Here is a 15,453-nt window from a genome sequence, read left to right on the forward strand (position 1 = left end):
ACCGGCCTCCCGCCCCCAGTGCCGCGAGCCCCCGGACGTTTACGGGCTCCCGCCGCCAGAGCCGCGAGCCCCCCGACGGACACGGGGCTCGCGGCCCACGGAACCGACCCGCTGCCATGACCGACACCCGAGGAAGGCCCCACCCGATGAGCACCCTTGAGAACTACCAGGCCGCGGAACGACTCCTGCGCCGCCCGCTCCGGCCCGGCGAGCTGGTCGTCGGCGCCAAGGTCAGGCCCCAGTGGACCGACGGCGGGGCCCGCTTCTGGTACGCGGTCGAGGACGGGCCCGGCCGGCGGTTCGTGCGGGTCGACCCGGCGGCCGGCACCCGCCTCCCGGCCTTCGACCACGGCCGGCTCGCCGCCGCGCTGGCCGCCGCCTCCGGCAGGCCGGTCGACGCCGAGGCCCTGCCGTTCGCGGCCGTCGATCCGGCCGAGGACGCCGTCGAGTTCGACGCCTTCGGCGAGCACTGGCGCTGCCGCCTGGACGACTACGCCTGCGAGCGGGCCGAGCCCGCGCCGCCCGGCAACCCGCTGGAGGTGCTCTCGCCGGACGGGAAGACGGCGGTCTCCCGAAGGGGCCACGACCTGTGGGCGCGCTCGCTCTCCGACGGGAGGGAGTGGCCGCTGACCACCGACGGCGAGCCCGGCCACGGCTACGGCTACGGCCCCGAGTCCACCGCCAACCCCACCCTGCTCCGCAAGATCGGCCTGCCCCACCTGCCGCCCGCGGTGGCCTGGTCGCCCGACTCGACGAAGGTCCTCGCCCACCGAACCGACGAGCGCCGCGTCCGGCAGACCCACCTCCGGGAGAGCCGGCCCGCCGACGGCGGCGCGCCCCGCACGCACACCCAGCGGTACGCCTACCCCGGTGACGAGCACGTGCCGAAGGCCGAGCTCGTCGTCCTGGACGTCGCCACCGGCGCGGTGGTCCGTGCGCGGACGGAGCCGCTCCTCATGCCGGTGATGTCGCCGATCGCGATCTCCTGGGCGTGGTGGGCCCCGGACGGTTCGGCCGTGTACTACCTCGACCGGCCGCGCGACGTGCGCACGCTCACCCTGCACCGGCTGGATCCGGACACCGGCGCGGTCACCACGGTGATCCGCGAGACCGGCGACACCCGCGTGGAGCCCAACCAGTGGGCGTACGAGCAGCCGATCGTGCGGGTCCTCGCCGACGAGGTGCTGTGGTACTCGCAGCGCGACGGCTGGGGCCATCTGTACCGCTACGACCTGCGCACCGGTGAGTTGCTCGGGCAGGTCACCTCCGGGCCGTGGGCGGTGCGGCGGATCCTGCGCGTCGACGAGGCCGGGCGGGTGGTGTACTTCACCGCCTCCGGGCTGGTCGACGGGGATCCGTACCGCCGCACCGTCTGCCGGGTCGGACTGGACGGCTCCGGCTTCGCCAGGGTCACGGACGACGACCAGGACCATGGCGTCACCCTGCCGGACCACGCGGACACCTTGCCGGGCCGGCAGGAGTACTTCCTCGACTCCGCGTCGACCGTCGACACCCCGCCCGTGACCCGCGTCCGCGACTGGGCCGGCCGGGTGCTGGTCGAGCTGGAGCGCGCCGACGTCGGCGCGCTCGCCGCCACCGGCTGGACCGCCCCGGAACGCTTCCGCGTCACGGCGGCCGACGGGGTCACGGACATCTACGGCGTGCTCTACCGGCCGCGCGGGTTCGACCCCGCCCGCCGCTATCCCGTGGTGGACAACCTCTACCCCGGCCCGCAGGTCAACCGGGTCGCTCCGTGCTTCGACCCCGGCGGCATGGGCATGGACGCGGAACCCCTCGCGGCGCTCGGCTTCGTGGTCGTGGCGCTGGACGGGCGGGGCACGCCGGGCCGGAGCAAGGCCTTCCACGACGCCTCCTACGGCCGTGTCGCCGACGCGGGCGGCCTGGCGGACCACGTCGCCGCGCTGCGGCAGCTGGCCGAGACCCGGCCGTGGATGGACCTGGACCGGGTGGGCGTGTTCGGCCACTCCGGGGGCGGCTTCGCCGCGGTGCGCGCGATGCTGGACTTCCCCGAGGTGTACAAGGCCGGAGCCGCCCTCTCCGGCTCGCACGACCTCCGCTACTTCAACGCCGGCTTCGCCGAGTCCTACGACGGCGCGGACGCGCCCGAGGCCTGGGCACGCGCCTCCAACGTGGACCTCGCGGACCGGCTGGCCGGCAAGCTCCTGCTCGTCCACGGCGAGATGGACGACCAGGTCCACCCGGACCTGACGCTGCGACTGGCCGACCGGCTGATAGCGGCCGACAAGGACTTCGAGCTGCTCGTCGTGCCCGGCGCCGAGCACACCTTCATCGACTGCCTGACCTATGTCCGCAAGCGCTCCTGGGACTTCCTGGTACGCACACTGATGGGCACAGAGCCGCCGGCCTACCGGCCCGCCCCCCTGCCCCTCGGCCCGGAGCTGCTCGCCGAACTGTTCGCCTGAGACCGACCGATCCCGCGAACGGCGGGCCGGGAACCCCCGGCCCGCCGTCGTCTCCTACTCGGCGCGTATCTGACCTTCCGTCAGATTGGAACGTGTTCTAGTCTGCCGTGCCATGGGCATCGCCATCACGCAGGAACAGCGGGAGCTGGCCCGATCCGTCCGCGGCCGGCTCGCCCGCGTCGTACCGGCCGAGGAGGTCCGCAAGCACCTGGACGTCCCCGCCACCGCCACCGGCCGTCCCGTCTACTGGGACGCCTTCGCCGAGCAGGGCCTCCTCGGGGTGCACCTCCCCGAGGAGTACGGCGGTGGGGGCGGCGACCTCGTCGACCTCGCGGTCGTACTGGAGGAGGCGGCGGGGGCGTCGCTGCCGGGGCCGTACCTCCCGACCGTCCTCGCCGCCGAACTCCTCACCCGCGCCGCCCGGCCCCCGGCCTGTGAACGGGGGGAGACAGGGGGCGCGGAGGAGGCGGGGGAGGCGGGGGACTCCCGCCGAGCCCGGCGGAGGCGCCTCGGCCGGCTCGTCGCGGAGATCGCCGAAGGCCGCCGCATCGCCGCCGTCGCCCTCGGGCCCGGTGAACTGACCGCCGTCGAGACCCCCGACGGGCTCCTCCTCGACGGCAGCGCCCCGCCCGTCCTCTGCGGCGCACAGGCCGGGCTCCTGGTCCTGGCCGCCACCACCGCGCGCGGGACCGTCTGGGCCGCCGTCGACGCCGACACCCTCGCCCTCCGGCCCCACGAGAGCGCCGACCCCACCCGGCCCACCGCCGAGGTCACCGCCACCGGCACCCGCGTCCCCGCCGACCGGATCCTCGGCATCGACTCCGCCCTCGTCCAGGATCTCGCCGCCGTCCTCTTCGCCGCCGACGCCTGCGGAACCGCCGCCCGCGCCCTGCGGACGGCGACCGAACACGCCAGGACCCGCGAACAGTTCGGCCGGCCCATCGGCAGGTTCCAGGGCGTCAAGCACCTCTGCGCCGACATGCTCGTCCGCGTCGAGCAGGCGCGCGCCCTCACCTGGGACGCCGCCCGCGTCTCGGCGGCCGCACCCGCCGAGCCCGCCGACGTCCGGTCCCTGTCCGCCGCGCTCGCCGCCGCCACCGCCCTCGACGCCGCGTACGGCTGCGCCAAGGACTGCGTCCAGATCCTCGGCGGCATCGGCTTCACCTGGGAGCACGACGCCCATCTGTACCTGCGCCGCGCCCTCGTCGCCCGCCAGCTCCTCGGCCCCGGCGACCGGCACCGCGCCCACGCCGTCCGCCTCGCCGTCGGCGGCACCCGCCGCGAACTCCGCCTCGAACTCCCCCCGGAGGCGGACGAGCACCGCACGCGCGCCCGGGAGGCCGTCGCCCCCGCCGCCGGGCTCGACCCCGCCGCCGCCCGCCGTCTCCTCGCCCCCACCGGCTACGCCGCCCCGCACCTCCCGCCGCCGTACGGACTCGGCGCCGGGCCGCTCCAGCAGCTCGCCGTCCAGCGGGAGACCGCCGACGCGGGAGTGCGGGTCGCCGGACTCGGCATCGCCACCTGGGTCGTCCCCTCCCTCCTCGCGTACGGCACCCCCGAGCAGCAGACCCGTTTCCTCGGCCCCACCCTCCGCGGCGACCTGCTCTGGTGCCAGCTCTTCTCCGAGCCCGACGCGGGCTCCGACCTCGCCTCCCTGCGCACCCGGGCCGAACGCGCCGCCGACGGCGGCTGGCGGATCAACGGACAGAAGGTGTGGACCAGCGCCGCCCAGTGGGCCGACTTCGGCATCCTCCTCGCCCGCACCGACCCCGACGCCCCCAAGCACCAGGGGCTCACCTACTTCGTCGTCGACATGAGGAACACCCCGGGCATCGACATCCGGCCCCTGAAGGAGATCACCGGAGACGCGCTCTTCAACGAGGTGTACTTCGACGACGTGCCGCTCCCCGCCGACGCCGTCGTGGGCGAGGTGAACGACGGCTGGCGGGTCGCCCGCAACACCCTCGGCAACGAACGCGTCCACATGGCCGACCAGGTCGCCTTCGACAGCGGCCTCGAAGCCCTGATCGGCCGGGCCGCCGACGCCGACAGCGCCGTACGCGTCCGGATCGGGGCGCTCGCCGCCGAGGCGCACGCCCTCGCCTGCATCGGCCTGCGGACGACGATGCTCCAGGTCTCCGGGCTCGAACCGGGCGCGGGAGCCAGCGTCCGCAAGCTCGTCCAGACCCTCCACCAGCAGAAGGTCGCCGAGCTGACCCTCGAACTGCTCGGCCCGGCGGGCGCGGTCCGCGAGGGGCCGGGGGAGCGGGCCGTCCACGGCCTGCTGATGTCCCGCTGCCTGACGATCGCCGGAGGCACCACACAGGTCCAGCTCAATGTCGTCGCCGAGCGCCTGCTCGGCCTGCCGCGAGACTGAACGGAAGGGGAACGCGACCATGGGGAAGGCGTACATCGTCGGCGTCGGGATGACGCGGTTCGAGAAGCCGGAGACACGCGACTGGCAGTACTGGGACATGGCCAGGGAGGCGGGGACGGCCGCCCTCGCCGACGCGGGGATCCCCTACGAACGGGTGGAACAGGTGCCCGTCGGCTACTGCTTCCAGACCTCCACGGCCGGCCAGCGCGCCGCCTACGAACTCGGCCTGACGGGCGTCCCCGTCTACAACGTCAACAACAACTGCGCCACGGCGTCCACGGCCCTGATGATGGCCCGGCAGTTCGTGGCGGGCGGCGTCTCCGACTGCGTCCTCGCCCTCGGCTTCGAGAAGATGGCGCGCGGTTCGCTGGGCGGCGGCTCCGGCGGTGCGGCCGACTTCAGCACCTCCCCGGTGGCCCGGCACTATGGCATCATGGCCGCCGCCCACGGCTTCGAGACGTCCCCGCCCACCGCGCAGATCTTCGGTAACGCGGCCCGCGAGCACATGGAGCGGTACGGGACGACCGAGGCGCAGCTCGCCGCCGTCGGCGCCAAGAACCACCGGCACTCGGCGGACAACCCCTACGCCCAGTTCCGGGACGTGTACTCGGTCGAGGAGGTCCTCGCCGCCAGGACCGTCCACCGCCCGCTGACCCGGCTCCAGTGCTCGCCGACCTCGGACGGCTCGGCGGCGGCCGTGGTCGTCTCGGAGCGGTTCGTCGTCGAACACGGCCTGCACGACAAGGCCGTGGAGATCGCCGGGCAGGCGATGACGACCGACACCGAGGACTCCTTCACCTCCGGCTCCTGCATCGACGCGGTCGGCCGCCCCATGTCCCGGGCGGCGGCCCGGCAGGTCTACGAGCGCTCCGGCCTCGGCATCGAGGACGTGGACGTGGTCGAGCTGCACGACTGCTTCTCCATCAACGAACTGCTCACCTACGAGGCCCTCGGCATGTGCGAGGAGGGCGCGAGCGGCAAGCTCGTCGAGTCGGGGGCGACGACGTACGGCGGCCGCTGGGTCGTCAACCCCTCGGGAGGGCTGATCTCGAAGGGCCACCCGCTGGGCGCCACCGGCCTCGCCCAGGCCGCCGAACTGGTCTGGCAGTTGCGGGGCGAGGCGGGGCCGCGCCAGGTGGCGGGCGCACGGGTCGGACTGGCGCACAACATCGGCCTGGGCGGCGCGGCGGTGGTGACGATGCTCCGGAGGCCATGAGGCCATGAGGCCATGAGGCCATGAGGCCGGGAGGCCGGGAGGCCGTGAGGCGGGGAGGTCGTAGGACCCTGGGCCGGGGGCCCGTACATCCCTCGCAGCATGTACGGACCATTCATGCTCTGCGACCATGACATGCATGGTTCACACCGACTCGGCCGCCGAACGGTCCGCGCCCCAGTCCGCCGCCAAGACCGCCTCCCTACGATCCGACCGCCGCGCCTGGCTCGTCGTCCTGGCCGCCTGCGCGGGGCAGTTCCTCGTCGTCCTCGACGTGTCGGTGGTGAACGTGGCCCTGCCGTCGATGCGGGCCGACCTCGGACTCTCGGCCACCGGCCTGCAGTGGGTCCTCAACGCGTACTCGATCGCCTTCGCCGGTTTCATGCTGCTCGGCGGACGGGCGGCCGATCTCTTCGGCCGGAAGCGGATGTTCCTCCTCGGCCTCGGTCTCTTCACCGCCGCCTCCATAGCCGGCGGCCTCGCCCAGGAGGGCTGGCAACTGGTCGCCGCCCGTGCCGTCCAGGGCCTCGGCGCCGCCGTCCTGGCGCCCGCCACGCTCACCATCGTCACCGCCGCCGTCCCCGCCGGGCCGGCCCGGACCCGGGCCATCGGGACCTGGACGGCGGTCGGCGCGGCCGGCGGCGCGGCGGGCGGGTTCGTCGGCGGGCTCCTGGTCGACCTGCTCTCCTGGCGCTGGGTCCTCCTCATCAACGTCCCGGTCGGCGTCCTGGTGCTCATGGGCGCCCTGGTGTGGCTGACCGAGAGCCGGGCCCACGGCGGCCGGCGGCTCGACCTGCCCGGCGCGGTCCTCGTCACCGGCGGCCTCGCCTCCGTCGCGTACGGCATCGTGCAGACGGAGGAGGCGGGCTGGGGCGACCCCGTCACCCTGGCCCCGCTGCTCGGCGGGCTCGCGCTCCTCGGCGCCTTCGTCGCGGTGGAGGCGCGGACGGCCGCCCCGCTGATGCCGCTGCGGGTCTTCCGCTCGCGCGCCGTCACCTCGGCCAACGCGGCGCTGCTGCTGTGCGCCTCGACCTCGTTCGGCATGTGGTTCTTCATGACCGTGTACGCCCAGAACGTCCTCGGCTACACCCCGCTCCAGGCCGGACTCGCCCTGGTCCCCAGCTCGGTCAGCGTCATCATCGGCTCCAAGCTGGCGCCCCGGCTGATGCCCGTGACCGGCGCGCGGAACCTCGCCGTCATCGGCGCCCTGGTCGCCGCGACGGGCTTCGGCTGGCAGTCGACGATGACGACGGACGGGACCTTCCTGTCGATCATCCTGGGCCCGGGCATCCTGATGATGGCCGGCATGGGCCTGCTGATGCCGCCCCTGGCCACCCTCGCCACGGCCGGCGCCGAGCCCGGCGAGGCCGGTCTCGTCTCCGGGCTGGTCAACACCTCCCGCACGATGGGCGGCGCGCTGGGCCTCGCGGTCCTCTCCACCGTCGCGGCCGCGAGGACGGCGGGCGGCCACACCCCGGAGGCCCTGACGGCGGGCTACGCCCTCGCCTTCCGCACGGCGGGAGTCGTCCTCGTGGCAGCCGCGGTCCTGATGCTGCTGTGGCTCCCGAGGCCGGAGCGCACCAAGGTCTAGGGTCTTTCGTTCGGCTCGCGGTCCCGGGCGTGACCCCGGTGCGCCGCCGGTCCGCACCGGTTCATCTGACGCGCCGTCAGGAGGGTTCACAACTCCCACCCGCTCGGCTATACATGTGCATCACCGACCTAGAACGCGTTCTAGAACGGCGGGCGCGTACGGGACGGTCCCCGCACGGCCTCGGTGCGGCCGACGGTGCGGACGGTCGTGCCGAGGTCTTCTCCTGTCCACCGGTCCCCACGGACCCGCCCGGATCTCCAAGGAGCAGCAAGCCGATGCCCATTGACGCCGCCAAGGCCGTCGCCGCCGAGCCCCGCAGCGCCGAGATCGCCTGGGACCACAAGGACGTCCAGCTCTACCACCTGGGCCTGGGAGCCGGCACCCCGGCGACCGACCCCGACGAGCTCCGCTACACCCTCGAGTCGAAGCTCCACGTTCTGCCCAGCTTCGCCACCGTCGCCGGCGCGGGCATGGGCGTCGTCGGCGGCCTCTCCGCCCCCGGCATCGACGTCGACCTCGCCGCCGTCCTGCACGGCGGACAGGCCCTCACCCTCCACCGCCCGCTCCCCGTCAAGGGCCGGGCGGTCAGCACCTCGCGCGTCGCCGCCGTCCACGACAAGGGCAAGGCCGCCGTCCTCGTCCTGCGCTCCGAGGCGGCCGACGACGACGGCCCGCTGTGGACCAGCGACGCCCACATCTTCGTCCGCGGGGAGGGCGGCTGGGGCGGCGACCGCGGCCCCTCCGAGCGCCTCGCCACCCCCGACCGGGCGCCCGACCGGACCGTGGAGCGCGCCGTCCGCGAGGACCAGGCGCTGCTCTACCGGCTCTCGGGCGACTGGAACCCCCTCCACGCCGACCCCGAGTTCGCCAAGCTGGCCGGCTTCGACCGGCCGATCCTGCACGGACTCTGCTCGTACGGCATGACCCTCAAGGCGGTCGTCGACACCCTCCTCGACGGGGACGTCACCCGGGTCCGCTCGTACCGCACGCGCTTCGCCGGAGTCGTCTTCCCCGGCGAGACGCTGCGCCTGCGGATGTGGGCCGGGGACGGCCGCGTCCAGGTGTCGGTGACGGCGGTGGAGCGGGACGACGCGCCCGTCCTCGCCGACACGCTCGTCGAACACTCGTAGACCCATCCCGAAGGGAGCCGCACCATGCGCGCAGCCGTGCTGCACGAGATCGGCCAGGACAAGCTCGAGGTCCACGACGACGTCGAGGCGGTGGGCTTCGGCCCCGGCAGGGTGCGGATCCGGGTCCGGGCCACCGGCCTGTGCCACTCCGACGTCTCCGCCATGAGCGGCGTCCTTCCCCAGCCCGCCCCCTTCGTCCCCGGCCACGAGGGCGCGGGCGAGATCCTCGACGTCGGTGACGGCGTCACCGGACTCGCCCCGGGCGACCGGGTGCTGATCTGCTGGCTCCCCGCCTGCGGGAGCTGTCCCGCCTGCAAGCGCGGCCAGACCCAGCTGTGCCTGGCCGGATTCATGAACGCGGGCACCCCCAACTTCAAGCGCCCGGGCGGGGACGTCTTCGGCTTCGCCGGGACCGGCACCTTCGCGGAGGAGGTCGTCGTCGACGCGGGCTGCGCCGTCCCGATCCCCGACGACGTGCCCTTCGACATCGCCGCCCTCATCGGCTGCGGAGTGACCACCGGGCTCGGCGCGGCCGTCAACACCGCGAAGGTGGAGGCCGGTTCCTCGGTCGCCGTCATCGGCTGCGGCGGGGTCGGCATCTCCGCCATCCAGGGCGCCCGGCTCCAGGGCGCCGCCCAGATCGTCGCCGTGGACCCGGTGGAGTCCCGCCGCGAGGCCGCCCTGCGGTTCGGCGCGACGGAGGCGGTCGCCCCCGACGCCCTCGCCGACGCGAAGCAGCGGATCACGGCGGGCGAGGGCTTCGACTACGTCTTCGAGGTCGTCGGCAAGTCCGCCACCGCCCGCACGGCGTACGACACCACCCGCCGCGGCGGCACCCTGTGCGTGGTCGGCGCGGGCGCCCTCGACGACTTCCTGCAGCTCAACATGTTCGAGCTGTTCTTCGACGAGAAGCGGATCCTGCCGTCGATGTACGGCGGCGGCGACGTCCTGCGCTCGTACGAACGGGCCATCGCGCTCTGGCGGGCCGGCCGGATCGACCTGGAGTCGCTGATCACCCACCGCGTGCCGCTGTCCGGGATCAACGAGGCGCTGGAGCAGATGCGCACGGGTGTGGCCCTGCGAACCTGCATCGAGATCTGAGAGGACCGCCACGCGATGTCACTCCCTCTTGAGGGCCTGTCCGCGATCGTCACCGGCGCCGGGCGCGGGCTCGGCCGGGCCGAGGCGCTGGAACTCGCCCGGCTGGGCGCCGCCGTCGTCGTCAACGACTACGGCAGGCCGGGACGCGACGGCTCCGGTGCGGCCTCGGCCGGACCCGCCGAGGAGGTCGCCGAGGAGATCCGGGCCGCCGGCGGCCGGGCGGTCGCGCACGTCGGCGACGTTGCCGACTTCGAGACGGCCCGGGCCCTGGTCGACCTGGCGGTGGACACGTACGGAAAGCTGGACGTCCTGGTCAACAATGCGGGCATCCTGCGGGACCGGATGGTCTTCTCGATGAGCGAGGACGAGTGGGACTCGGTGATACGGGTCCACCTCAAGGGCCACTTCAACACCACGCACTTCGCGGCGGTGCACTGGAGGGCCCGGGCGAAGGCGGGCGAGCCCGGGGTGTACGGCCGGATCGTCAACACCTCGTCGGAGGCCTTCCTGGCAGGCTCGGCGGGCCAGCCGAACTACGCGGCGGCGAAGGGCGGGATCGTGGGCCTGACGACGTCCACGGCGCTCGCCCTCGCCAAGTACGGCGTCACCGCGAACGCGATCTGCCCGAGGGCCAGGACGCGGATGACGGAGGACGTCTTCGCGGGGTTCGCCGAGCCGGCGGCGGGTGAAACGGACCCGCTGGCACCCGAGCACGTCGCCCCGCTGGTCGGGTACCTGGCCTCACCGGCCGCGGCCGGGGTGAACGGGCAGCTCCTCGTCGTCCACGGCGGCATGGTGGCGATCGTGGACCGGCCGAGGGTCGCGGCGAAGTTCGACACCGCCAAGGACGCCTTCACCTACGAGGAGCTGGACGGACTGCTCTCGCCGTACTACGCGGGGCGCCCGGCCGGCGAGACGTTCGCGGCCGCGGAGGTCCTGGCCCTGAAGAAGGGCTGACCGGGACCGAACCAGGCCGAGCGAGAGCGCGCGGGGCCGGGAACGTCGCACGGAATGATCTTCGAGGTGGTTGGATCTCCGGAGGTGAGGCACGGCCGGGCCGCACGTCACGACGGCCGGCCCGGCCGCGAGAAGACGCGAACGAGGAGATGCACGACGTGCGTGTGCTGTTGTCGACCTACGGGTCGCGGGGGGACGTCGAACCGCTGGTGGGACTCGCGGTCCGGTTGCGGGAACACGGCGCGGAGGTGCGGGTGTGCGCGCCGCCGGACGAGGACTTCGCGGAGCGGCTGGCCGGCGTCGGCGTGTCCGTGGTGGCCTTCGGGCCGTCGGCGCGCGCCCTGACGACCTCGGCGACGCGCCCCTCGGCGGCCAATCTGCCGCAGCGCGCGGCCGCCCTGATCGCCGGCCAGTTCGAGGTGATACCCGCCGCGGCCGAGGGCTGCGACGTGCTGGTGGCGACGGGCGCGATGCCCGCCATCGCCGGGGCGCGGTCGGTGGCCGAGAAGCTGGGCATCCGCTACGAGTCCGCGATCTTCCAGCAGCTGACCCTGCCCTCGCCGCAGCGCCCGCCGCTGGCGTACCCAGGACGGCCGTTCCCGCCGGAGGTGACCGACAACCGGGCTCTGTGGGAGCTGGACGCCCGCAGCATCGACGCGCTGTTCCGCGAGGCGCTCAACACCAACCGGACCTCGCTCGGCCTGCCCCCGGTGGACGGCGTCCGCGACTACGCCTTCGGCGACCGGCCCTGGCTGGCGACGGACCCGGTCCTGGACCCGTGGCGCGAGACGCCCGACCTCGACGTCGTCCAGACCGGCGCGTGGGTCCTGCCCGACGAGCGGCCGCTCCCGGCGGAGCTGCTCGCCTTCCTGGACGCCGGTGCGCCGCCCGTCTATGTCGGCTTCGGCAGCATGGCCGTCAGCGGGGGAGAGGACACGGCCCGGACGGCCGTCGAGGCGGTCCGCGCGCACGGCCGCCGCGTCCTCGTCGGGCGCGGCTGGGCGGATCTGGGCCTCGTCGACGACCGGGACGACTGCTTCGCCGTCGGCGAGGCCAACCACCAGCGGCTGTTCGAGCGGGTGGCCGCCGTCGTGCACCACGGCGGCGCGGGGACGACGACGACGGCCGCGGGGGCCGGCGCCCCGCAGGTGGTCGTGCCGCAGCTGGCGGACCAGCCGTACTGGGCCGGCCGGGTGGCCGAACTGGGCATCGGCGTCGCCCACGACGGCCCGGTCCCGACCGTCGCCTCCCTGTCGGCCGCGCTCGCGACGGCCCTGGACCCCGAGACCGGCGCCAGGGCGAAGGCCGTGGCCGGCGCGGTCCGCCGCGACGGGGCGGCGGTGGCCGCGAAACTCCTCCTCGACAGCGCCGGCTGACGGGCGGTCGGGGCCGCGGCGGGTACGGCCCCGCGCGTCGGGACGGTCGGAAAGGAACGGGCCCCGGGGAGATCCCCGGGGCCCGTTCCCTGTCACTGCTCTTCCGGGTCGCGACGGTGGCGGCCGCGTGCGGAGGACCCGGAGTCCTCCGACGGCGCCGCCTCACCGCGGTGCCTACCGGAGCCGTGCGGCTCCATCCCGTCCGTGCGTGCTTCCGACATGGTGGAACTCACCCCGTACTGATCGCTGTTGCTGCGGCCGTGAGTCTAACCAGCCGCTTTGCGGTCCGTGAGGGGTGCCTGCTGCAACGGGACCGGGCGGCACACCACCGGCTCCGGCGGCGCTGGTTCCGGTTCGGTCGGGACGTCGACCGCGGCGAGCCCGCACCGCACCCCGTCGGTCGTGTACGGCAGCCGCAGGACGCCTTGCGGTGTCCAGAGCCCCGCGCCCGCCAGCCAGCCGGGCGGCGCCGCGAGGTGGTGCATCCGGCGGCCCGACGGCCGCCACACGCCCACCCAGCTGCCCGCCGCCCCGTCGATCCGCAGCGCCACCGAGCAGCTCTCCGGCTGCAGTACCTGCCCCGGCTGCACCGCGAACGGCGTCACCGCCGCGTCGTCCAGACGCAGGCACTCGGGGAAGCGGATCGGCAGCAGACTCCCCAGGACCCCCCACCCCAGCCGCTCGTGGCCCGGGGACGGCGCGTCGGAGCGGATCAGCAGCAGCCCGCTGTCCGGATCCGCCATCAGCAGCCGGTCGGTGCTCTCGTCGGTGATCTGGAGCAGCGGCGTCACCTCCCCGCCCCGCTCCAGGTCGACCGCCACCGCCTTCACCGGCCCGCCGTCGAGTCGCCGGTCGAGCGCGAGCATCCGCCCCGTACGGTCCAGCCAGACCCCGCCTGTACAGCGGCCCTCGATCTCCGCGACCTGCTCCGGGCCGAACGCCCCGCCCGCCACCAGCCACAGCGTGGTGGTGTCCCGGCCGACGACCATCGCGTACGCGCAGATGCCGTCCGGCGACGGCGGCAGCAGCGTCAGCTCCTCGGCCGCGACCGCGCCGAGCGGCAGCTCGCCCGTCCCCGGGCCGGTGGGGTACAGCAGCGAGAACGTGTGCCGGTCGCCGTCCACCCGGCGCTCGACCAGCACCCGCCCGTCCGCCAGCGGCAGCAGCCGCGCGGTCGGCTCCTCGGGCTGGCCGACGGGAAGCGGCACGGCGTACGGCTCGGGCCCGTCGAGGGTCCACCGCTCCGCGTACAGGGCGTCTCCCGACCCCGCGAGCCGGGCCGCGTACGCGCCGTTCGCGGTGATCGTGAACCTCGTCGGCCACATCGCGCCGTCGTCCTCCGCCGCCGTCTCGATGGCACAGGCTGTCATCGACTCGTCACCTCCGGCCACCGAAGCTAGTTTTCGCACGTCCAGCCGGACAACACGACCCCTGTCACTTCACACATAAGGGTGGCCGTGTGCCGGTTCGGCTGAGCGGGACGGGACGGTTGTGCCTCGCCGGCCGGATCCGGCCGGCGCGCACGGCGCCCGGCGGCCGCGCCGCGACCCCCTGACGACGCGACGGCGCCGACGACCGGAGCCCCCGTACACCCTTCCCGACGCCGCCGCAGCACCCGCGCGGAGCCGCCCGGGAGCAAGCGGAATCCCCGCTGCCCACAGGCAGGACGGCGCGGCGCGGCGGGCAGGTAGCCTTTCCTCGTGCCCCGTCTGTCTGAAGTCATCGCCGAACTCGACGCTCTCTGGCCGCCCGAGCGGGCCGAGCAGTGGGATGCCGTCGGCACGGTCTGCGGCGACCCCGACGCCGAGGTCCGCCGCGTGCTGTTCGCCGTCGACCCCGTCCAGGAGATCGCCGACGAGGCGGTCGAGCTCGGCGCCGACCTGATCGTCACCCACCACCCGCTCTATCTGCGCGGTACGACGACGGTCGCGGCCTCCCACTTCAAGGGCCGGGTCGTGCACGGTCTGATCAAGCACGACATCGCCCTGCACGTCGCGCACACCAACGCCGACACCGCCGACCCGGGCGTCTCCGACGCCCTCGCCGGAGCCCTCGACCTGCGGGTCACCGGCCCGCTCGTCCCCGAGAACAACCTCGGCCGGATCTGCGAGCTGGACCACCCCGAGACGCTCGGCGAGTTCGCCGCCCGCGCCGCGAAGCGGCTTCCCGCCACCGCGCAGGGCATCCGCGTCGCCGGGGACCCGGCCATGACCGTGCGCCGGGTCGCCGTCAGCGGCGGCTCGGGCGACAGCCTCTTCGACGCCGTGCGGGCCGCCGGCGTGGACGCCTTCCTCACCGCCGACCTCCGCCACCACCCGGTGTCCGAGGCAACCCAGCACTCCCCGCTGGGGCTGGTGGACGCCGCCCACTGGGCCACCGAGTGGCCCTGGTGCCAGCAGGCCGCCGCCCAGCTCGACGAGATCTCCGACCGCCACGGCTGGGACCTCCGGGTCCACGTCTCGACGACGGTCACCGACCCCTGGTCTTCCCACCACCACTCCCCTGGAGCCCCCAACTGAACGCCGCGCCCGCCGACCAGATCCGACTTCTCGACGTCCAGGCCCTGGACGTCCGCCTCCAGCAGCTCGCCCACAAGCGCAGGTCCCTCCCCGAGCACGCCGAGATCGAGTCGCTGACCAAGGACCTGACCCAGCTGCGCGACCTGCTCGTCGCCGCGCAGACGGAGGAGAGCGACTGCGCCCGCGAGCAGACCAAGGCGGAGCAGGACGTCGACCAGGTGCGCCAGCGCTCCGTCCGCGACCAGCAGCGCCTCGACTCCGGCGCGGTCTCCTCCCCGAAGGACCTGGAGAGCCTGCAGCGGGAGATCGCCTCCCTCGCCAAGCGCCAGGGAGACCTGGAGGACATCGTCCTGGAGGTCATGGAGCGCCGTGAGTCCGCGCAGGAGCGGGTCGCCGAGCTGACCGAGCGCGCCACCGCCGTCCAGGCCAAGGCCGACGACGCGGTCGCCCGCCGCGACGCCGCGCAGAGCGAGCTGGACGGCGAGGCGGCCACCGTCGGCAAGGAGCGGGAGCTGGTGGCCGCTTCGGTCCCGGCCGACCTGCTGAAGCTCTACGAGAAGCTGCGCGAGCAGCAGGGCGGCGTCGGCGCTGCCCGGCTGTACCAGCGCAAGTGCGAGGGCTGCCACATCGAGCTGAACATCACCGAGCTGAACGAGGTCCGCGCGGCCGCGGGCGACACGGTGGTCCGCTGCGAGAACTGCCGCCGCATCCTGGTCCGCACGGCAGAGTCCGGCTTGTAATGGCG

11 protein-coding genes are annotated in these 15,453 nt (G+C 74.3%); 10 read left to right on the top strand and 1 reads right to left on the bottom strand.

All coding sequences use genetic code 11. The features are described from left to right. The first annotated feature begins 146 nt into the window (after positions 1–146). The 8 genes from ACZ6RC_RS03175 to ACZ6RC_RS03210 all read left to right on the top strand — a co-directional run bounded on the left by ACZ6RC_RS03175 (position 147) and on the right by ACZ6RC_RS03210 (position 12,189). A complete protein-coding gene (locus ACZ6RC_RS03175) occupies positions 147–2,444 on the top strand; it encodes a S9 family peptidase (protein WP_469578944.1) in 2,298 nt (765 codons plus the stop codon). Between the two features lie 112 nt (positions 2,445–2,556). Continuing rightward, on the top strand, positions 2,557–4,821 hold the full coding sequence (locus ACZ6RC_RS03180; RefSeq protein ID WP_469578946.1) for an acyl-CoA dehydrogenase: 2,265 nt from the start codon (positions 2,557–2,559) through the stop codon (positions 4,819–4,821). A 19-nt stretch (positions 4,822–4,840) separates the two neighbouring features. Continuing rightward, complete coding sequence (locus ACZ6RC_RS03185; RefSeq protein WP_469578948.1) at positions 4,841–6,037, top strand: lipid-transfer protein; 1,197 nt, start codon at positions 4,841–4,843, stop codon at positions 6,035–6,037. A gap of 127 nt (positions 6,038–6,164) precedes the next feature. Continuing rightward, a complete protein-coding gene (locus ACZ6RC_RS03190) occupies positions 6,165–7,625 on the top strand; it encodes an MFS transporter (RefSeq protein WP_469578950.1) in 1,461 nt (486 codons plus the stop codon). Between the two features lie 275 nt (positions 7,626–7,900). After that, positions 7,901–8,755 (top strand): MaoC/PaaZ C-terminal domain-containing protein, encoded by an 855-nt coding sequence (locus tag ACZ6RC_RS03195; RefSeq protein WP_391140975.1) that lies wholly within the window; start codon positions 7,901–7,903, stop codon positions 8,753–8,755. 24 nt (positions 8,756–8,779) lie between these two features. Continuing rightward, positions 8,780–9,856 carry a Zn-dependent alcohol dehydrogenase gene (locus ACZ6RC_RS03200; protein WP_391140973.1) on the top strand — a complete coding sequence of 359 codons (1,077 nt, stop codon included), beginning with the start codon at positions 8,780–8,782 and terminating at the stop codon, positions 9,854–9,856. Positions 9,857–9,871: 15 nt separating this feature from the next. Then, a complete protein-coding gene (locus ACZ6RC_RS03205; RefSeq protein WP_391140972.1) occupies positions 9,872–10,813 on the top strand; it encodes a 3-oxoacyl-ACP reductase in 942 nt (313 codons plus the stop codon). Positions 10,814–10,962: 149 nt separating this feature from the next. Continuing rightward, positions 10,963–12,189 carry a glycosyltransferase gene (locus ACZ6RC_RS03210; RefSeq protein ID WP_469578953.1) on the top strand — a complete coding sequence of 409 codons (1,227 nt, stop codon included), beginning with the start codon at positions 10,963–10,965 and terminating at the stop codon, positions 12,187–12,189. A gap of 266 nt (positions 12,190–12,455) precedes the next feature. Here the strand turns inward: ACZ6RC_RS03210 and ACZ6RC_RS03215 are convergent, their stop codons facing one another. Further along, positions 12,456–13,559, bottom strand: a complete 1,104-nt coding sequence (locus ACZ6RC_RS03215; protein WP_469578955.1) for a hypothetical protein — start codon at positions 13,557–13,559, stop codon at positions 12,456–12,458. Between the two features lie 330 nt (positions 13,560–13,889). On the opposite strand from ACZ6RC_RS03215, the gene ACZ6RC_RS03220 reads away from it, so the two are divergent. Together ACZ6RC_RS03220 and ACZ6RC_RS03225 are read left to right on the top strand one after the other, a co-directional pair. Next, the gene (locus tag ACZ6RC_RS03220) at positions 13,890–14,708 is read left to right on the top strand and encodes a Nif3-like dinuclear metal center hexameric protein (RefSeq protein WP_391140967.1); all 819 of its coding nucleotides are present in this window, start codon (positions 13,890–13,892) and stop codon (positions 14,706–14,708) included. Then, on the top strand, positions 14,705–15,448 hold the full coding sequence (locus ACZ6RC_RS03225; protein ID WP_391141224.1) for a zinc ribbon domain-containing protein: 744 nt from the start codon (positions 14,705–14,707) through the stop codon (positions 15,446–15,448). The genes ACZ6RC_RS03220 and ACZ6RC_RS03225 overlap by 4 nt, the downstream gene beginning before the upstream one ends. Positions 15,449–15,453: the final 5 nt, after the last annotated feature.

The sequence above is a fragment of the Streptomyces sp. NPDC048353 genome (assembly GCF_055587165.1).